Origin of the sequence: Micromonospora sp. DT53 (genome assembly GCF_049841535.1) — a bacterium.
Taxonomy (GTDB): Bacteria; Actinomycetota; Actinomycetes; order Mycobacteriales; family Micromonosporaceae; genus Micromonospora.
In genome coordinates this window covers 743,375-761,015 of sequence record NZ_JBNCKM010000001.1, presented here as the reverse complement: position 1 = coordinate 761,015, position 17,641 = coordinate 743,375, and the positions used below count along the sequence as shown (strand labels likewise).

General features: G+C 73.5%; 18 protein-coding genes. 10 read left to right on the top strand and 8 right to left on the bottom strand.

Annotation, left to right across the window (positions count from 1 at the left end; all coding sequences use genetic code 11):
- The first annotated feature begins 29 nt into the window (after nt 1-29).
- Nucleotides 30-1,331 (top strand): serine hydrolase domain-containing protein, encoded by a 1,302-nt coding sequence (locus ACLQ3B_RS03675; protein ID WP_425777300.1) that lies wholly within the window; start codon nt 30-32, stop codon nt 1,329-1,331.
- Nucleotides 1,332-1,355: 24 nt separating this feature from the next.
- On the opposite strand, the gene ACLQ3B_RS03670 is transcribed toward ACLQ3B_RS03675, so the two are convergent.
- Nucleotides 1,356-2,168: a DUF3097 domain-containing protein gene (locus ACLQ3B_RS03670; protein ID WP_425777298.1), complete on the bottom strand. Its 813-nt coding sequence runs from the start codon at nt 2,166-2,168 to the stop codon at nt 1,356-1,358.
- A gap of 173 nt (nt 2,169-2,341) precedes the next feature.
- Between ACLQ3B_RS03670 and ACLQ3B_RS03665 the strand changes: the two genes are divergently transcribed.
- Nucleotides 2,342-3,136 (top strand): hypothetical protein, encoded by a 795-nt coding sequence (locus ACLQ3B_RS03665; protein ID WP_425777297.1) that lies wholly within the window; start codon nt 2,342-2,344, stop codon nt 3,134-3,136.
- 48 nt (nt 3,137-3,184) lie between these two features.
- On the opposite strand, the gene ACLQ3B_RS03660 is transcribed toward ACLQ3B_RS03665, so the two are convergent.
- From ACLQ3B_RS03660 to fabG, 4 genes are all read right to left on the bottom strand, one after another.
- Nucleotides 3,185-3,964 carry an HAD-IIA family hydrolase gene (locus tag ACLQ3B_RS03660; protein ID WP_425777295.1) on the bottom strand — a complete coding sequence of 260 codons (780 nt, stop codon included), beginning with the start codon at nt 3,962-3,964 and terminating at the stop codon, nt 3,185-3,187.
- Between the two features lie 15 nt (nt 3,965-3,979).
- Nucleotides 3,980-5,008, bottom strand: coding sequence for a ferrochelatase (locus ACLQ3B_RS03655; protein ID WP_425777294.1), 1,029 nt, complete (start codon nt 5,006-5,008; stop codon nt 3,980-3,982).
- Between the two features lie 100 nt (nt 5,009-5,108).
- Nucleotides 5,109-5,876 (bottom strand): enoyl-ACP reductase FabI, encoded by a 768-nt coding sequence (fabI, locus tag ACLQ3B_RS03650; RefSeq protein WP_425777292.1) that lies wholly within the window; start codon nt 5,874-5,876, stop codon nt 5,109-5,111.
- A 27-nt stretch (nt 5,877-5,903) separates the two neighbouring features.
- A complete protein-coding gene (gene fabG / locus ACLQ3B_RS03645; protein WP_124823314.1) occupies nt 5,904-6,608 on the bottom strand; it encodes a 3-oxoacyl-ACP reductase FabG in 705 nt (234 codons plus the stop codon).
- Between the two features lie 155 nt (nt 6,609-6,763).
- On the opposite strand from fabG, the gene ACLQ3B_RS03640 reads away from it, so the two are divergent.
- The 4 genes from ACLQ3B_RS03640 (at nt 6,764) to ACLQ3B_RS03625 (ending at nt 10,886) form a co-directional block, all read left to right on the top strand.
- Nucleotides 6,764-7,993 (top strand): sensor histidine kinase, encoded by a 1,230-nt coding sequence (locus ACLQ3B_RS03640; RefSeq protein WP_425777290.1) that lies wholly within the window; start codon nt 6,764-6,766, stop codon nt 7,991-7,993.
- Nucleotides 7,990-8,652 (top strand): response regulator, encoded by a 663-nt coding sequence (locus ACLQ3B_RS03635; protein WP_425777288.1) that lies wholly within the window; start codon nt 7,990-7,992, stop codon nt 8,650-8,652. The genes ACLQ3B_RS03640 and ACLQ3B_RS03635 overlap by 4 nt, the downstream gene beginning before the upstream one ends.
- Before the next feature lie 99 nt (nt 8,653-8,751).
- Complete coding sequence (locus ACLQ3B_RS03630; protein WP_425777286.1) at nt 8,752-9,657, top strand: alpha/beta hydrolase; 906 nt, start codon at nt 8,752-8,754, stop codon at nt 9,655-9,657.
- A complete protein-coding gene (locus tag ACLQ3B_RS03625) occupies nt 9,654-10,886 on the top strand; it encodes an acyltransferase family protein (protein WP_425777285.1) in 1,233 nt (410 codons plus the stop codon). Before ACLQ3B_RS03630 ends, ACLQ3B_RS03625 begins: the two co-directional genes overlap by 4 nt.
- Nucleotides 10,887-11,184: 298 nt before the next feature.
- Here ACLQ3B_RS03625 and ACLQ3B_RS03620 read toward each other — a convergent pair whose 3' ends face one another.
- The 3 genes from ACLQ3B_RS03620 to ACLQ3B_RS03610 are packed head-to-tail and all read right to left on the bottom strand — an operon-like array spanning nt 11,185 to nt 14,209.
- Complete coding sequence (locus ACLQ3B_RS03620) at nt 11,185-12,135, bottom strand: VWA domain-containing protein (RefSeq protein ID WP_210821612.1); 951 nt, start codon at nt 12,133-12,135, stop codon at nt 11,185-11,187.
- Complete coding sequence (locus ACLQ3B_RS03615; protein WP_425778029.1) at nt 12,132-13,133, bottom strand: DUF58 domain-containing protein; 1,002 nt, start codon at nt 13,131-13,133, stop codon at nt 12,132-12,134. Before ACLQ3B_RS03615 ends, ACLQ3B_RS03620 begins: the two co-directional genes overlap by 4 nt.
- Nucleotides 13,112-14,209, bottom strand: coding sequence for an AAA family ATPase (locus tag ACLQ3B_RS03610; RefSeq protein ID WP_425777282.1), 1,098 nt, complete (start codon nt 14,207-14,209; stop codon nt 13,112-13,114). The genes ACLQ3B_RS03615 and ACLQ3B_RS03610 overlap by 22 nt, the downstream gene beginning before the upstream one ends.
- Nucleotides 14,210-14,450: 241 nt before the next feature.
- Here ACLQ3B_RS03610 and ACLQ3B_RS03605 point away from each other — a divergent pair, with 241 nt between their 5' ends.
- From ACLQ3B_RS03605 to ACLQ3B_RS03590, 4 genes are all read left to right on the top strand, one after another.
- Nucleotides 14,451-14,681 carry a hypothetical protein gene (locus tag ACLQ3B_RS03605; RefSeq protein ID WP_238682140.1) on the top strand — a complete coding sequence of 77 codons (231 nt, stop codon included), beginning with the start codon at nt 14,451-14,453 and terminating at the stop codon, nt 14,679-14,681.
- Between the two features lie 281 nt (nt 14,682-14,962).
- Nucleotides 14,963-15,475, top strand: coding sequence for a PH domain-containing protein (locus ACLQ3B_RS03600; RefSeq protein ID WP_425778027.1), 513 nt, complete (start codon nt 14,963-14,965; stop codon nt 15,473-15,475).
- Nucleotides 15,476-15,698: 223 nt separating this feature from the next.
- The gene (locus tag ACLQ3B_RS03595; protein ID WP_425777280.1) at nt 15,699-17,186 is read left to right on the top strand and encodes a PH domain-containing protein; all 1,488 of its coding nucleotides are present in this window, start codon (nt 15,699-15,701) and stop codon (nt 17,184-17,186) included.
- Between the two features lie 101 nt (nt 17,187-17,287).
- Complete coding sequence (locus tag ACLQ3B_RS03590) at nt 17,288-17,635, top strand: PadR family transcriptional regulator (protein ID WP_425777278.1); 348 nt, start codon at nt 17,288-17,290, stop codon at nt 17,633-17,635.
- The last annotated feature ends 6 nt before the right edge of the window (nt 17,636-17,641 follow it).

The following is a 17,641-nucleotide window of genomic DNA, read 5'->3' as shown; positions in this document are numbered from 1 at the left end:
AATCGGCGGCCCGACCCGAGGAGATCCCGTTGACCCTGCTACCCGAGACCGTCCGACAGATCGACACCCAGGTCACCCAGGCGCAGGCCGACGGTCACGCCCCGTCGCTGGTGCTGGGCGTGGTCCGCGACGGCACGCTGGCGCACCTGGCCGTCGCCGGCGAACACCCCCGCCCGGATGTCGACAGGCAGTACCGGTTGGGCTCGATCAGCAAGACGATGACCGCCACCCTGATCATGCAGTTGCGCGACGCCGGCCGGTTGGCCGTCGACGACCAGTTGGAGCAGCACCTGCCGGGCACCGGCGTGGGCGCGCTCACCCTGCGCCAACTGCTCAGCCACGCCAGCGGCATGCAACGCGAACCCGAGGGCGACTGGTGGGAGCGGGCGGCGGGGGTCGATCTGACCACCCTGCTCGCCGAGGTCGACGCCGCCAAGATCGCCTACCCGGCGCACCGCACGTACCACTACTCCAACCTGGCGTACGGGCTGCTCGGCGGACTGCTCGAACGGCTCACCGGGACACCCTGGGCCGAACTGCTCGACGAACGGATCCTCACCCCGCTGGGCCTGCGCCGCACCACCTACGCGGCCACCGAGCCGTACGCCCGCGGCTACGTCGTCCACCCCTGGCACGGCACCCTGCGCGAGGAACCCCGTACCGACACCGGGGCCATGGCCCCCGCCGGACAGCTCTGGTCGACGATCGAGGACCTGGGCCGCTGGGCCGCGTTCCTGGCCGAGCCCGACCCGTCGGTGCTGGCCGCCGAGACCCTGACCGAGATGTGCTCCCCCGTGGCGATCAGCGACCCCGACTCCTGGACCGGCGGGCACGGCCTGGGGCTGGAGCTCTACCGGGACGGTGAACGCGTGTACGTCGGGCACGGCGGGTCGATGCCCGGGTACGTGGCCACCCTCATGGTGCACCGGCCCACCCGCACCGCAGTGGTCGGCTTCGCCAACTCGTACGGCTTCCCGATCACCGGGCTCGGCCGCCGGCTGCTGACCACCGTGCTGGACGCCGAGCCGGCGCTCCCGCAGCCGTGGCGGCCGGCCACCGCCGCGCCCGACGCCGAGGTGTCCGAGCTGATCGGTCGCTGGTGGTGGATGGGCACGTCACTGGACCTGCGCTGGGACGCGGGTGACCTGGTGGCCCATGTACGCGGTGAGAGGGTCAGCCGGTTCGTCGCCGAGGGGACGGACCGCTGGCGGGGACGTTCCGGCCCGGAGAACGGCGAGATCCTGTCGGTGCTGCGCGACGACAGCGGACGGGTGCGGGCGATCGACATCGCCACGTTCGTCTTCACCCGCAGCCCGGACGAGGTTCCCTGACCCGACGCTGGTCGGACCAGGCGGTCAGGCTGGCTCGGTGACGAAGTCGATGAGGCGTTCCATGGCGTTGATCAGGGGCGTCTCCACCTCGGCGAAGCTGTTCACCCGGGACAGGATGTGCCGCCACATGTCGGCCGGCTCGGCCACGCCGAGGGCCGCGCAGACCCCCTCCTTCCACGGCCGCCCCGGCGGCACCACAGGCCAGGCCGCGATGCCCAACGCCGACGGCTTGACCGCCTGCCACACGTCCACGTAGGGGTGCCCGGTCACCAGCACGTGCGGCGAGTTCACCCGGGCGACGATCCGGCTCTCCTTGCTGCCCGGCACCAGGTGGTCGACGAGCACGCCGAGTCGTCGGGTCGGGCCGGGGCCGAAGTCGCGTACCTCGGCGTCGAGGGCGTCGATGCCGTCCAACGGCTCGACCACCACGCCCTCGATCCGTAGGTCGTCGCCCCAGATCCGCTCGACGAGCGCGGCGTCATGGATGCCCTCCACCCAGATTCGGCTGGCCTTCGCCACCTGGGCCCGGACGTTGTCCACGGCGACCGAGCCGGACGCGGTCCGCCGACGGGCCGCCGGCACCGTCGTGCGGGTCGGTCGGCGCAGCGTCACCGGGCTGCCGTCGAGCAGGAAGGCGGCCGGCAGCAGCGGAAAGTTGCGCCGTTTACCGTGCCGGTCCTCCAACACCACCGCGCCAGCCTCGAAGCCCACCACCGCTCCGCAGAACCCGGAGTCGGCATCCTCGACCACGAGATCCACTTCGGCGTCCACCTCGGGGGTGACCCTGCGCCGTCGCCAGTCGCCCGCCAACACATCCTCGCCGTATCGCCCCGCCATGTCGATCACGCTAAACCCAGCCCGCGCCCACCCCGGCCCCCGACACACCGCCCCGCCCCCTGACCGCCGACCAGAGGGGGCGGGGATTAGGGCGAACAGGGCAGTTGGGGGCAGGCCGGGCGACCGGAGCGGCAGCCGAGACAGGGCCGGTCGTGACCACGTACCCTTTCGGCATGTCCACCCCCGCAACGGGCGCGGCCACACTCGCGCCGCGCCGGTCCAGCCGGTTCGTTGCCTGGGTGCGCGCGTGGCGCGCCGGCTTGGTGCCGTACGACGAGGTCGCCGACGCCATCGCCGGCGACGAGGAGCACCTCGTGGCGGACGCCCCCGGCACCTGGACCGACGTCCCGCTGGGTGCCGCGCTGCCCACCCTGGCCAAGCTCTCCCCGGACGACATCCGCCTGGTGCTGCCCGCGCCGGGCGACCCGCGGGGGCTGCCCGGCCCCGGCGACTTCGCCGGAGCGGCGCTGGTCACCGGCGAGGCGGTGGTCGCCGGCGGGCTCGGTTTGATCCCCCAGGTGCGGCTGCACACCTCCGGCTCCGGAGACTGCTTCGAGACGGTGCTCTGGCGGGTCTATCCGCTGCCGGCCAACGCCGCCGCCGCGTCCCTCTCGTTGCCCGGCGCCGCCGAGGCGGAGGCCGAGTTGGCCACCGCGCTGGCCGAGACGACAGCCGTGCTGACCCGCCTCGACGTCGCCCAGTGGCGGCCCGAGCTGGCCGGTGCGCTGGCCGCGCTCCGCCGCCCGGACGGCACCACCGACCTCCCACCGGGCTTCGACCCGCGGGCCCGCCGGCTCTTCGCCCGGGCCGCGGTGCTCGACCGGGTGCTGGCGTTGGCCGGGCACGCCGCCCCGGGCGGCGCGATCAACAACTACGAGGCGCAGCAACGGGACGCGGCCCTGCGGCCACTCACCGCGGCCTGCCGGCAGGCCCTGGTGGCCGCCTGCAACGCCCCCCTGCGCCCCTGACCGGACCGCGTCACAGCACCGCCACGAGCATCGCGGCACCGCGACTGGTCAGATCTCGTCGAGCAGGTCCGCGACCGAGTTGATGATCCGGGAGGGCCGGTACGGGTAACGCTCCGCCTCGGTGCGGCTGCTGATCCCGGTGAGCACCAGGATGGTCTCCAGCCCAGCCTCCAGGCCGCACAGGATGTCGGTGTCCATCCGGTCACCGATCATCGCGGTGCTCTCCGAGTGCGCGTTGATGGTGTTGAGCGCCGAGCGCATCATCATCGGGTTGGGCTTGCCGACGAAGTACGGCTCCACGCCGGTCGCCTTGGAGATCATGGCGGCCACCGAGCCGGCGGCGGGCAGCGCGCCCTCCACGGACGGGCCGGTCACGTCGGGGTTGGTGCAGATGAACCGGGCACCGTCGTTGATCAGGCGGACGGCCTTGGTGATCGCCTCGAAGCTGTAGGTGCGGGTTTCGCCGAGCACCACGTAGTCGGGCGCGAAGTCGGTAAGCACGTAGCCGACGGCGTGCAGCGCCGTGGTCAGCCCGGCCTCACCGATGACGTACGCGGTGCCACCCGGCCGCTGGTCGGCGAGGAACTGGCCGGTGGCCAGGGCGGAGGACCAGATCGCCTCCTCCGGCACGTCCAGGCCCATCCGGCTGAGCCGGGCCGTCAGGTCACGCGGGGTGTAGATCGAGTTGTTGGTCAGCACCAGAAACGGCTTCCCGGAGGCGCGCATCCGGTTGATGAACTCGGGTGCGCCGGGCACCGGCTGGCCCTCGTGCACCAGCACGCCGTCCATGTCGGTCAGCCAACTCTGCACGGGCTTGCGGTCATGCATGATGATCCTCAGAGGTCAGGGGCGACGGGTCGGCACGCAACAAACGGTGGGGCAGGTGTCCCACCTGGGCAGCTCACCCAGGCAGCGGCGCAGCTGCGCGCCGTCCGGGTCGGTCCGCTCGGTGACGAGCTCACGCACCATGCTCACGAAGCGCGGGTCGATGCCCGGCGTGGCGGCCCGCACGAAGTCCAGGCCGAGCTGCTTCGCCGTCTCCGACGCCTCGGTGTCCAGGTCCCACACGACCTCCAGGTGGTCGGAGACGAACCCGATCGGGCTGACCACCACACCTGTGGTGCCGCCCTGCGCGAGGGTGGCCAGGTGGTCGTTGATGTCCGGTTCCAGCCACGGCACCTGCGGCGGGCCGGAGCGGCTCTGCCACACCAGGTCGTACGCCAGGTCGGGGGCGGCGGCCGCAGCGACGAGCCGGGCGGTCTCGTGCAGCTGCGCCTCGTACCGGCCGCCGTGCGGGCCGGCGTTTGCCGCCATCGAGCTGGGGATGGAGTGGGCGGTGAAGACCAGCCGGGTGGTGTCCCGCAACGCCTGGTCGAGCTGGCCCAGGGCCGCCCGGACCGCGTCGACGTGCGGCTCGACGAAACCGGGGTGGTCCCAGAACTGGCGCAGCTTCTCGATCACCGGGGCGTCCGAACCGACGGCGGCGCGGGCGGCGGCGATGTCCTCCTGGTACTGCCGGCAGGACGAGTAGCCGCCGTACGCGCTGGTGACGAAGGCCAGCGCCCGGGTGACCCCGTCGTCGCGCATCTGGGTCACGGTGTCGGCGAGCATCGGGTCCCAGTTGCGGTTGCCCCAGTAGACGGGCAGGTCGACACCGTGCACGGCGAAGTCGGCGCGGACGGCGGCCAGCAGGTCTCGGCACTGCTGGTTGATCGGGGACACCCCACCGAAGTGCTGGTAGTGCTCGGCGACCTCGGCCAGCCGCTCGGGCGGCACGCCTCGGCCCCGGGTCACGTTCTGCAGGAACGGCATCACGTCCTCGGGCCGTTCGGGCCCGCCGAAGGACACCAGCACCACCGCGTCGTACGACATGGGGTCATTCTCGCCCCTCGGCCGGGACGTCCTGGCGACGCCCCCTGGTCCGGACGCGTGGGTCACGCGGACGGCGGCCAGGGAGCGTCGCGGTGCAGCGTCAGGAACCGATGGCGTGGTAGCCGCCGTCGACGTGGACGATCTCGCCGGTGGTGGCCGGGAACCAGTCGGAGAGCAGCGCCAGGCAGGCCTTGGCGGCGGGTTCCTGGTCGGTGAGGCTCCAGCCCAGCGGGGCCCGCCCGGCCCAGGCCTCCTCGAACTGGTCGAAGCCGGGGATCGACTTCGCGGCGATGGTGCGCAGCGGCCCGGCGGCCACCAGGTTGCTGCGGATGCCCTGCTTGCCCAGGTGCATCGCCAGGTAGCGGGACGCGGACTCCAGGCCGGCCTTGGCCACGCCCATCCAGTCGTAGACCGGCCACGCCTTCGTCGCGTCGAAGGTCAGGCCGACCACCGCGCCGCCGGGCGACATCAGCGGCAGCGCCGCCATGGCCAGCGACTTGTACGAGAAGGTGGAGACGTGCAGGGCGGTCGCCACGTCCTCCCAGGGCGCGTCGAGGAAGCCGCCGCCCAGGCAGCTCTGCGGGGCGAAGCCGATCGAGTGCACGACACCGTCGAGGCCGTCGACGTGCTCGCGTACCCGGTCGGCGAGGCCGGCCAGGTGCTCGGTGTTGGTGACGTCCACCTCGATGATCGGCGCCGGCTCGGGCAGCCGCTTGGCGATCCGCTCGACCAGGGAGAGCCGGCCGTAGCCGGTGAGCACGACCTGCGCGCCGTTCTCCTGGGCGAGCTTCGCCACCGAGAAGGCGATCGAGGCGTCGGTGATGACACCGGTGACGAGCAGCCGCTTACCGGCGAGCAGTCCGGACATCGCAGATTTCCTCCGTAGTCAAAAGGGTTAGTGGCCCATGCCGAGGCCGCCGTCGACCGGGATGACGGCGCCGGAGACGTACCCGGCGCTGTCGGAGGCCAGCCAGGTGACCACGGCGGCGACCTCGTCCGGGCTGGCCATCCGGCCGGCCGGGATGGACTTGAGGATCTCCGCCTTGCGGTCGCCGGAGAGACCGGCGGTCATGTCGGTGTCGATGAAGCCGGGCGCCACCACGTTCGCGGTGATGTTGCGGCTGCCCAGCTCCCGGGTGATCGAGCGGGCGACGCCGACGAGGCCGGCCTTGCTGGCGGCGTAGTTGACCTGCCCGGCGCCGCCGGCCAGGCCGACCACCGAGGAGATGAAGATCATGCGGCCCCACTTGGCGCGCAGCATCTTGCCGGAGGCCCGCTTCGCGACCCGGAACGCGCCTGTGAGGTTGGTGTCCACCACGTCGGTGAACTGCTCCTCGGACATCCGCAGCAGCAGCGTGTCGGCGGTCATGCCGGCGTTGGCGACAAGCACCTCGACCGGCCCCAGCTCGGCCTCGACGGCGGTGAACGCGGCGTCGATCGAGGCGGCGTCGGTGACGTCGGCGCGTACGCCGAACAGCCCGTCAGGTGCCTCGCCGCTGCGATGGGTGACCGCCACCCGGTCGCCCTGCTTGGCGAAGGCCTGCGCGATGGCCAGGCCGATCCCCCGGTTGCCCCCGGTCACCAGCACGGTACGGGCCACTGTTCCCCCTTGCGAATGGTCAGCACGGACGCGTCGGAGCCTAGGCGTTACCCGCAAGTAAGCGCTAACGGGAGTCGCGTCACACTGGGGTACGACACCGGGATCAACCCCTGGTGGCACGCCTCGTGGCGGGGTCGGCCCGTAGCCTCCGGGTGGTGAACCGGCATCCGATCGCCGTCGCCCTGCGGGCCCTGCGACAGACCCTGCTGGGCCCGGACTCCCGGCCCGAACGGCCGCTGCTGGCCCGTTGGCCCGGCCCGGCCCGTTACGCCGCCCCGGTCGGCCTGCTCGCCGCGCTCGGCGTCTTCCTGATCACGCTCACCGTGGAGACCGACTGGGGCCTGCCGCCGCCGATCGCGCTCCTGTTCGCGGCGATGACGGTGGCGCCGCTGCTGGCGCTGCCCCGGCGTCCGCTGCTGGCCTGGCGGCTGGCGGTGCTGGCCCTGCTGATCTGCACGTTCAACGCGCCGGCCGACCAGGCCTGGCCGTGGACCCCGCCGCTGGCGCTCGGGTCGATCGCGGTGCTCGCGGTGGTCGTGGCACGTGTCGACCGGCCGGTGCTGGCCTGGGTGGTGACGATCAGCACGGTGCCGGTGCTCACCCTCGTGAACCCCGACAACCGGGTTCCGGTCCTGCTGCTGCTCGGCGCGCTGGCGATCGTCGGCGACCTGATCCGCCGCAACCGACTGTCCCGGCACGCGCTGGCGGCGCAGGCCGAGCTGAGCGAGCGGGAGCAGGAACGCCGCGCGGTGCTGGAGGAACGCACCCGCATCGCCCGGGAGCTGCACGACGTGGTGGCCCACCACATGTCGCTGATCGCGGTGCAGGCGGAGACCGCCCCGTACCGGCTGACCGACGTGCCGGCCCCGGCGGCCGCGGAGTTCGTCGCCATCGCCGCGTCGGCCCGCGACGCGCTCACCGACATGCGGCGGCTGTTGGGGGTGCTGCGCAGCGAGACGACCGGGCCGCAGACCGCACCGCAGCCGGACCTGACCGACCTGGGCGCGATGGTGGACGCGGCACGCCGGGCCGGGCTGCCGGTGACCCTGGACACCGAGCTGACGGACGACGACCGGGTGCCCGCGCCGGTCGGGCTGGCCGCGTACCGCATCGTGCAGGAGAGCCTGGCCAACGCGGCCCGCCACGCGGCCGGCGCCGCGGTGCGGGTCACCGTCCGTGCCGGTCGGTCCGGTCTGGAGGTACGCGTCGAAAACTCCCCGGCCGACGTCCGACCGACCGCCGACGGCGGCTCCGGGCACGGGCTGACCGGCATGCGGGAGCGGGCCACCTCGCTGGGCGGTACGTTCACCGCCGGACCGCTGCCCGACGGGGGTTACGCGGTGGCGGCCGAGTTGCCGTACGACGCGGAGGGCGGGGTCCGATGATCCGGGTGTTGATCGCCGACGACCAGGCGATGGTCCGGCAGGGTTTCGGCGCGCTGCTCGCCGCCCAACCGGATCTGCTGGTGGTGGGGGACGCCGCCGACGGGGAGCAGGCCGTGGCCGCCGCCCGTCACCTCGACCCGGACGTGGTGCTGATGGACGTGCGGATGCCGGTCATGGACGGGCTGGAGGCCACCCGCAAGCTGCTCGGTGACCGGTCGGCGCAGCGACCTCGGATACTCATCCTCACCACCTTCGACCTGGACGACTACGTGTACGAGGCACTGCGCGCCGGGGCCAGCGGCTTCCTGCTCAAGGACGCCCCGGCGGCCGATCTGGTGCAGGCGGTGCGGGTGGTGGCGGCCGGTGACGCGCTGCTCGCCCCGGCCGTCACCCGCCGGCTGATCGCCGAGTTCGCGGCCCGTCCGGACCGCCGCCGCCCGCGCCCCACCGACCTGGCCGGGCTCACTCCACGCGAGACCGAGGTGCTGCGGTTGATCGCCCGGGGCCGCAACAACGCGGAGATCGCGGGCGACCTGGTGGTGGCCGAGCAGACCGTGAAGACGCACGTCGGGCGGATCCTGGCCAAGCTGGGTCTGCGCGACCGGGCCCAGGCCGTGGTGCTGGCGTACGAGACGGGCCTGGTCGCCGCCGGCGAGTAGCCCCGTGGAGCCAGCCCGGGAACGGCTCTCCGGCACGACGACCGGGCCCCGCCCCGGGGCGCACTCTCCCTCCGGACGACATTCCGGAGGGAGAACATGATGCGACGACGAGGTGCCAGCCGGGTGGCGATGGCCGCGCTGCTCGGCGTGAACCTGGTCCTGCCGACCCGACCCGAGCCGGCCACGGCGGCGGGGTTCGTCGAGGCGTACCCGGTGACGGCGGCGGCGATGCGCGCGGCCGGCCCCCCGTACGCGGACTGGGCGGCCGACGGACGCCGGTTCCTGCTGTTCGACCAGCGCGGTGACGGCCGCGCGGTCGAGGTGCTCGGCGACCTTGCCGACGCGGACCGGATCGCGGTGCTGGTGCCGGGCGTCGGCACCACGCTCGCCGACTTCGACAGGGGGTTGGGCGGGGTGGCCCGGCGGGCGCCGTCGGTGCAGGCCGGGCAGCTCTACCGGGAGCTGCGGGCGACCGACCCGGCGGCGCGGGTCGCGGTGCTGGCCTGGCTCGGCTACGACCCGCCCGACGGGGTGTTGACCGCCGCCGGTGGCGTCAGCGCCCGGCGCGGCGCGGCCGGGCTGGTCACGCTGCTGCGGGAGCTGGCCCGGCGGCGTCCGGCGGCGACGGTCACGCTGATCGGGCACAGCTACGGGGCGTTGGTGGTGGCACTGGCGGCGGCGAAGGCCCCGACGCAGGTCACCGACGTGGTCAGCCTCGGTGGCGTCGGCGCCGGAGTGCAGCGCGCCGACGACCTGCCCGGCGGGCGGCGGTTCTGGGCGGCCGAGGCGCCGAGCGACTGGATCCGTCGGGTACCCCCGGTGCGGCTGCCCGGCCTGGGCTTCGGCCGGCGACCCGGCGACCCGGCGTTCGGCGCCCGCCCCCTGCCGGTAGGCGGGGTGGCGGGGCACGACGGTTACCTCGCGCCGGGCAGCGCCGCGCTTGTCGCGGTGGCGGCGGTCGTGTCGGGCAGCGTCGACGCCGACCGGATCGGGGACGCCAGGTGAACCGGGACCGCGCGGTCGACGCGCTGCGGGCGTACGCCATCGGCGGGGTGGTGCTGGGGCACTGGCTGGTCACCGGGTTGGTGCTGAGCGGCGACGGCGGGCTGCACCAGGCCAGTCCCCTGACCGCCCTGCCCGACCTGGCCCCGCTGACCTGGGTGTTGCAGACGCTCGGGTTGTTCTTCTTCACCGCCGGGTTCGGCTCGACCCGGTCACTGGCCCGCTACCGGGGCGGTGCGGGCGGTTGGGTGGCCGGTCGGCTGCGTCGGCTGCTGCTGCCCACGGTGGCGCTGCTCGGCGTGGGGGCCGCCGTCCTGCTCGCCGCCACCGTTTTCGGCACCTCGGACGACACGCTCGCCGTCGCGCTGCGGCTCGCCGTCAGCCCGCTGTGGTTCCTGCTTCCGCTGGTGATCCTGGTCGCGGTGACCGGCCCGCTGCGCGCCGCCGTACGCCGCTGGGGGGTGGCGCGGTGCGGGACACCTGCGGTGGCTCTGGTCGCCGTGGCCGACCTGGCCGTCCGGCTGCTGCCGGCGGGCACCGACCTGCCCCCGGTCACCGTGCTGGTGGCCTGGTCGGTGCCGTACCTGCTGGGTGTGGCGCACGCCGACGGGCGGCTGGACGGCCGGCGGGCGGGTGGCGCGTTGGCGGCCGGTGGGGCGGTCGCGCTGGCGGCGCTGCTGGCGCTGGGCTATCCGGTGAGCGCGGTCGGCGTGCCCGGGGCCGGGGTGTCCAACCTGAACCCGCCGTCGTTGCTGGTCGTGGCGTTGGCGGTCACCCAGGTCGGGCTGGGTCTGTTGGCGCGGCCGGCGCTGCACCGGCTGCTGACCCGGCCGCTGCCGGCCCGGGCGGTGACCGCTGTGAACCGCTCCGCGGTGCGGATCTACCTGTGGCACCAGCCGGTCCTGGTGGCGGTGACCGCGCTCACCGCCCGCAGCGGGCTGACCCTGCCCGGGTTGCACACCACCCCGGACGACCTGGGCTGGGTGCTGGCACGCTGCTGCTGGCTGCCGCTGCTCGCTGCGGTGCTGGTCACGGTCGTGCGGATCGGTCAGCCGGGACCGCGTCGCCGACCGCGCGGTGGAGGGGTCGCCGACCGGTCGGCCGAGTGCGTTCCGTCGACACCGCAGGTGTACGATCATCGACGTTCCGGCCGGCCCGACTTGCAGGAGGTGATCGCTGTGCGAGATAGCGATCCTCCCAGTCGTGGCCGGGCCGATGGTCAGTCCCGCTGAGCCACGACTCAGTCTGGTGAGCTGACCCCGCTCCGCTCCCCACCACGTCGGCACCTGCCGAGGTGAGTGTGCCGCGCCGCCCGATCCCGGGCGGTCGCCGGGAGCCGCCCGGTCACGACTTCGTGTGCGCGTCCCCACCCCCTGCGGTCCGCCCCCGCACGCGGACCGTCCAGCCGCCACCCGGAGCCGTCCATGAGCCGCTACGTCGCCCCGCTGGGCTTCACCCTCGCCGCCGTCTGGGTGGCCATCGTCTTCGTGCTCGCCGGCGGCGGTCACTGACCGCCGCCGGCACAACGGCTCACAACATCCGGGACGACCAGAGCAGACTGAACGCGCCCGCGCAGAGCGCCAGCAGCAACGCCACCCCGGCATACCACTGGGTCACCTCACGCGGCTCGGTGCGGAACCCGATCGAGCTGCCCATGTCCTGGTAGACCTGCTTCAGCTCGCTCACCGACGCCGCCTCGTAGAAGTAGCCCTCGGTGGTCTCGGCCAGCTCGGCGAGCGCCGACCGGTCGACCGGCACCCGCTGCAACTGCCCGCCGATGTCGACCTGACCGGTGTCGGTGCCGAAGGCGATTGTGGAGACCGGAACGTTGGCGGCCTGCGCGGCAGCAGCCGCCTCCTCCACCGCCCGGCCGGACGTCCGGAAACCGTCGGAGAGCAGCACGATCCGGGCCGGCGGGATGCCCGCCGCGCCGTCGGCCGGCACCGACCGGATCGCCTCCAGGCAGGTGAACACCGCCTCGCCGGTCGCGGTCGCCTCGGCCAGCACCAGCCCGTCGATGGCGCTGGTCACCGCGTCCCGGTCCTTGCCCGGCGGCACCAGCACGTTGGCCGCCTTGGCGAACGACACGAGGCCCAGGTTGTAGCTCTCCGGCAGCTCACTGACGAACTGCTTGGCCGCCTCCTGCGCCGCCTCCAACCGGTTCGGCGCCACGTCGTCGGCCTGCATCGACAGCGACACGTCGATGGCGAGCATCACGGTGGCCCGCTCCAACGGCTCCTTGGTGTCCACCGCGGGACGGGCCAACGCGGTGGCCAGCACCAGCAGGCAGAGCAGGAACGCGGTCGCCGGGACGTGCCGACGCCAGCCCAGGCCCTTCGGTGCCACCGTACGCAGCAGGTCCACATTGGTGAACCGCATCGCGTACGCCCGGCGGTGCAGCTGCCGCCAGACGTAGAACGCGGCGAGGGCGAACACCGGCAGCACGGCCAGCAGCCACCACGGTTGCAGAAAACGGATCATCGTGTCGTCCCCCTGGTGCGCGCGTGCCGCTGCGCGGCCACGAATCGCACCATGTCCAGCAGCCAGTCTCGGTCGGTACGCAGACGCAGGTGGGCCGCGCCGGCGCCGCGCAGGGCGGCGGCGATCGTGGCCCGTTGGGCGGTGGCGGCCTCGGCGTAGCGCTGCCGCAGCCGCGGGTCGGCGGTCTGCACCTCGTGCAGCTCGCCGCTCTCCGGGTCGACCACCGGCAACACGCCCACGTCGGGCAACTCCAGCTCACGCGGGTCGACCACCTCGATCGCCAACACGTCGTGACGGACGCGCAGCTTGCGCATCGGCCGCGCCCACTGCTCGGCAGGCGCGAGGAAGTCCGAGACCACCACGGCCACCCCGCGACGGCGGGGCGGACGGTTGAGCATCTCGATCAGGGCCCCCAGATCACCACGGCCGGGCTGGATGGCGGTGCCGGCGACGGCACGCAGCAGACCCTGCGCCTCCTTGCGCCCGGAGCGGGCCGGCAGCCGGGTGAGCACCCCGGGCCCGACCGGCGGTGGTCCGCCGCGCCACCGTCGGGCCGGAGCGGACGCCCCGCCGCCGGTGCCGATCACGGCGCCGATCCGGTTACCCCCGCGCACGGTCAGGTGGGTGATGGCGGCTGCGGCGGCCACCACGACCTCCCGCTTGAGCCACTGCCCCGTCCCGAAGTCCAGGCTGGCGGAGAGGTCCAGTGCGAGCCAGGTCTCCAGCTCCCGGTCGGCCACCGTACGCCGCACGTGCGGCGTGGTGGTCCGCGCCGTGACCGGCCAGTCCATCCGGCGCACGTCGTCGCCGGGGCGGTACTCCCGGGACTCCCCCGCCTCACTGCCCGGTCCGGGCAGCAGGCCGGCGTAGTCGCCCTGGAGCAGACCGTCGAGCTTGCGGGTGACGAGCAGTTGAAGCCGGGACAGGACGGCTTCGCTGCGGTCGGCGAGAGGGGCCGGACGAGGGGTGGGTGAGGTCACGGCCGCTGCCCGGGCCAGCCGGCGCCGGGCGGCGGCGCGATCGACGGCGGGGTGGCCTGCTGCCGGGGAGCGACCGCCGGGAGCGGGATCGTCGACATCACCCGCTGCACGATGTGGTCGGCGGGCACGTCGTCGGCGAGCGCGTCGTAGCTGAGCACCAACCGGTGCCGCAGGATGTCCGGTGCGATGTCCTGCACGTCCTGCGGCAGCGCGTAGTCACGCCCGCGCAGCAGCGCCAGGGCCCGGGTCGCCCGGACCAGACCCAGCGAGGCACGCGGGCTGGCACCGTACTGGATCAGCTGCGCCACGTCGGGCATGCCGTGCTCGGCCGGGGCACGGGTGGCCAGCACCAACCGGACCGCGTAGTCGACCAGGGCGTTGTGGACGAATACCTGGTCCGCCTTGCGTTGCAGGGCGATCAGCTCCGGGGTGTCGAACACCGCGCTCGGCTCGGGCGCGGTCACGCCCATCCGGTAGACGATCTCCCGTTCCTCCGCGTCGGTCGGGTAGCCCACCACGATCTTCATGAGGAACCGGTCCCGCTGCGCCTCCGGCAGCGGGTAGACGCCCTCCTGCTCGATCGGGTTCTGGGTGGCCATCACCAGGAACGGGTCGGGCACCCGGTGACTCTCCCCGCCGATGGACACCTGCCGCTCGCTCATCACCTCCAGCAGCGCGGACTGCACCTTCGCCGGCGCGCGGTTGATCTCGTCGGCGAGCAGGAAGTTGACGAACACCGGGCCCAGCTCGACGTCGAACTTCTCGCTCGACTGCCGGTAGATCCGGGTGCCCATGATGTCGGCGGGCACCAGATCCGGGGTGAACTGCACCCGGGCGAAGGACCCGCCGACGACCTTGGCGAGGGTCTCCACCGCCAGCGTCTTGGCCACCCCGGGCACGCCTTCGAGCAGGCAGTGACCGCGGGCGAGCAGCGCGACGAACATCCGCTCCACCATCCGGTCCTGCCCGACGATCACACGTTTGATCTCGAACAGCGCCTTCTCCAGCAGGGTGGCGTCCTGGGCCGGTGTGGTCACCGGCGCAGGTGCCGCTCCGTTCGGCGTCGGGGCGTCGGGCATGGTCGGCTGGGCCACCGGTCCTCCACAGCGTTTCTCGGTCGTCGCGGCTCGTGCGGTATCAAGACTCGCACGCCTTGCTGAGTGTCGAGGTGGGGAGAAGCCGATTTTGGCCGCGCCGTCCCCAGCAGCCGAATCGCGCATCGCGGGTATGCGCGGACCGGCCCGTCGCGTGTACGATTCACCCCGTCGCCGGGCGGCTCCCCCCGTGGTCGCCCGGCGCTCAACCTCTCCATCCCGCGGCCCTAGACTGGCCGGGATGAGCATCCCCTCCCCCGCCGACGAGGCCCTGGTCTGTTCGGCCCGGGGCTGCCGGTCCGCCGCCGTCTGGGCGCTGGAGTGGAACAATCCCCGTCTGCACGACGCCGATCGGCGCAAGACCTGGTTGGCGTGCGCCCAGCACCGGGGCAGCCTCGGTGACTTCCTGGACGCTCGAGGCTTCCTGCGTGCCGTCACTCCGGTGCCCGGATCGCCTACGCTCGACCTGTGAGCGGCGACCCTCCGGCTTCCCCCGGCCCCACCTCCCCGTCCTGGCCGCCCACCCCGGCCACCCCACCACCGGGCGTCGAGCCGCCGCCCGGGGCGTTCCCGGCACCCGGCACGCTCGGCCCGGAACCCGCCGCGCCGGACGTCTCGACGCCCGCCCCGCTGCCACCGGGCGCACTGCCGCCCGGTCAGCCGCCGCCCGCCGCCGACCAGCGGGCACCCGACCTACCGGCCCCCGGCCTCCTGCCTCCCGACCCCGGGCCCGGGGCGTCCGACCCCGGCGCTCTGTTGACGGCCGCGCCGGGTGGCCGGGGTCCGCTGGAGCCCTGGCCCGACACGGTCACCTGGCAGCCGATCTCCACCGACCTGATCTGGGTGGAGCTGATCCGGCTGGCGATCGTGGTCGCCATCGGGCTGGCGGTGACGGGGGTCGGCTGGGCGTTCAGCGGCCACTGGCTGTTCGGGCTCGCCGTCGCCGTCGTGCTGGTGCTCGGCGCGTGGCGGGCCGTCGCGATCGTCCGTGCGGTGCACGCCTGGGGGTACGCCGAGCGGGAGAACGACCTGCTGGTCCGCCACGGGCTGCTGGTCCGCCGGCTCTCCATCGTGCCGTACTCGCGGATGCAGTTCGTCGACGTGAGCGCCGGGCCGTTGGAGCGTGCCTTCGACCTGGCCACCGTGCAGTTGCACACCGCTGCGGCGGCGAGCGACGCCCGGGTGCCCGGGCTGCGTCCGGCGGAGGCGTCCCGGCTGCGCGATCGGCTCACCGCGCTCGGCGAGGACCGGGCGGAGGGCCTGTGAGCGCGAGGAGTGAGCCGGGGTCGCGAGCCCCGCAGTCGCGAACGAAAAGCGGCCCTGTGAGCGCGAGGAGTGAGCCGGGGTCGCGAGCCCCGCAGTCGCGAACGAAAAGCGGGCCTGTGAGCGCGAGGAGTGAGCCGGGGTCGCGAGCCCCGCAGTCGCGAACGAAAGGCTGCCCTGTGAGCGCCCGCGCGGGCAGCCGTCGACCGCGCCGAGGGCCGCTCCGATGAGCGACGGGCCCGCCGAGCCGAGCACCGTGCCACCCACCGGTCCGACACCACCGGGTCCGGCGTCGCCCGTCGGCCAGGCACCTGCCGGCGCGGCACCGCCTGGGCCGGTGCCGCCGGGAGCGCCCGCGCCGTGGGTGGCACCACCGGGCGGCGGCGAGGGCGAGCCCCGCCAGCGACTGCATCCGCTCAGCCCGGTGCTGCACGGCGCCAAGTCCCTGGTCGTGGTGATCGCCGGGCTGTCCTGGTCGACGCTGTCTCGGGTGGGCTTCGGCTGGTTCGCCGCCATGGTGGCGGTGCTGGCGCTCGGCGCGACAGTGCTGTCGGTGATCAGCTGGTACAACACCGGCTACCACGTCGTGGGCCGGGAACTGCGGGTGTACGAAGGGCTGCTCTGGCGGCGCACCCGGGCCATCCCGTTGGAACGGTTGCAGGCCGTGGAGGTGGTCCGACCCCTGCTCGCCCAACTCACCGGTCTGGCCGAGCTGCGCCTGGAGGTGGTCGGCGGAGGCAAGACCGAGGCGCCGCTGGCGTACCTCGGGGTGGCCGACGCGGCTCTGCTGCGCGGGCGTCTGCTGGCGCTGGCCGGGCGGGTGGCGCAGCTGCCCGCGCCCGGCGACGCGGCCCCGGTGGCCCCGGGTGCGACGGCGCCGTCGGCGGCCGTGCCGGGCCGGCCACTGCACGCGGTACGCAACCAGAACCTGCTGATCAGCCAACTGCTCACCCCGCAGGCGTTCCTGCTCCCGTTCGGTGTGGCGTTCGTCGTGGTGCAGTTCCTCACCGCCGGGTCGTGGTCGTTCGTCGCGGTGGCGAGCACTTTGACCGCGATGGCGGGTGTGCTGCTGCAACCGATCCGCCGGGTCCTCGACGACTGGAACTTCCGGCTGGCCCGCGACGGCGGCACGCTGCGGGTGCACAACGGCCTGTTGGAGACACGGGCGCAGACCGTGCCGCTGGAGCGGGTGCAGACCGTGCGGGCCACCTGGCCGTTGCTGTGGCGGATGAAGGGTTGGCTGCGGCTGCGGCTGGAGGTGGCCGGCTACTCCGTCGCGGAGGCCGACGACCGCAACCGGCCCGACCGGCTGCTGCCGGTCGGCGACCTGCCGACGGCGACGATGATCGTCGCCGAGGTGCTTCCGGGGGTACGCCTCGACGCGCTCGCGCTGAGCCCGCCACCGCGCCGGACCCGTTGGCTGCACCCACTGGGCCGTGCCGCGTTCGGCGCGGGGCTGTTCGAGCGGGTGTTCGCGACCCGGTCTGGGCGGCTCACCCGGCAGTTGGTGATCGTGCCGTACGCCCGGATCCAGAGCGTGCGAGTGGTCCAGGGGCCCGTCCAGCGCCGTCTGGGTTTGGCGACCGTCTACGCGGACACCGCGGGTGGCTCCGGCGCCACCGCCCAGGACCGCGACCTGGCCGAGGCCTGGGCCCTGGCAGCCGACCTGACCACAAGAGCGCAGAACGCCCGCACCCCCCACCCCCCTCGTTGATCATGAAGTTATTGCCCTCCCGCGCGGCGTGTCGGGGCAATAACTTCATGATCAACGCTTGAAACCTTGCGGTATGTATCGTGGGGCGATATATATAGGGCATGGGCATTAGTGAGCAGACTCTTCTGATCCTCTCCGCCCTCGCCGACCAACCACGGCACGGCTACGCCGTGGTGACGGAGGTCGCCGAGATGACCAACGGCCGGATCCAGTTACGCGCGGGCACCCTCTACGGGGCCCTCGACCGCCTCGTCACCCAAGGGCTCATCGCCCCCGACCACGACGAGGTGGAGAACGGCAGGCTGCGCCGTTTCTACAAGTTGACCGACTCGGGGGCGGACGCCATCCGCGCGGAGAGCCTGCGGATGGCCACCGCGGTCCGGCTCGCCGAGGAGCGCCTCAACAAGCGGGCCGCCCGCAACGCCCCGCGTCTCGGGGCCATCGGATGAGCCCGG

Excerpts from the sequence above, each read along its gene's own strand:
- ACLQ3B_RS03670 (WP_425777298.1), bottom strand. The coding sequence starts at position 2,168 with ATGGCGGGGCGATACGGCGAGGATGTGTTGGCGGGCGACTGGCGACGG.
- ACLQ3B_RS03665 (WP_425777297.1), top strand. The coding sequence starts at position 2,342 with ATGTCCACCCCCGCAACGGGCGCGGCCACACTCGCGCCGCGCCGGTCC.
- ACLQ3B_RS03660 (WP_425777295.1), bottom strand. The coding sequence starts at position 3,964 with ATGCATGACCGCAAGCCCGTGCAGAGTTGGCTGACCGACATGGACGGC.
- ACLQ3B_RS03655 (WP_425777294.1), bottom strand. The coding sequence starts at position 5,008 with ATGTCGTACGACGCGGTGGTGCTGGTGTCCTTCGGCGGGCCCGAACGG.
- fabI (WP_425777292.1), bottom strand. The coding sequence starts at position 5,876 with ATGTCCGGACTGCTCGCCGGTAAGCGGCTGCTCGTCACCGGTGTCATC.
- ACLQ3B_RS03635 (WP_425777288.1), top strand. The coding sequence starts at position 7,990 with ATGATCCGGGTGTTGATCGCCGACGACCAGGCGATGGTCCGGCAGGGT.
- ACLQ3B_RS03630 (WP_425777286.1), top strand. The coding sequence starts at position 8,752 with ATGCGACGACGAGGTGCCAGCCGGGTGGCGATGGCCGCGCTGCTCGGC.
- ACLQ3B_RS03620 (WP_210821612.1), bottom strand. The coding sequence starts at position 12,135 with ATGATCCGTTTTCTGCAACCGTGGTGGCTGCTGGCCGTGCTGCCGGTG.
- ACLQ3B_RS03605 (WP_238682140.1), top strand. The coding sequence starts at position 14,451 with ATGAGCATCCCCTCCCCCGCCGACGAGGCCCTGGTCTGTTCGGCCCGG.
- ACLQ3B_RS03595 (WP_425777280.1), top strand. The coding sequence starts at position 15,699 with ATGAGCGACGGGCCCGCCGAGCCGAGCACCGTGCCACCCACCGGTCCG.
- ACLQ3B_RS03590 (WP_425777278.1), top strand. The coding sequence starts at position 17,288 with ATGGGCATTAGTGAGCAGACTCTTCTGATCCTCTCCGCCCTCGCCGAC.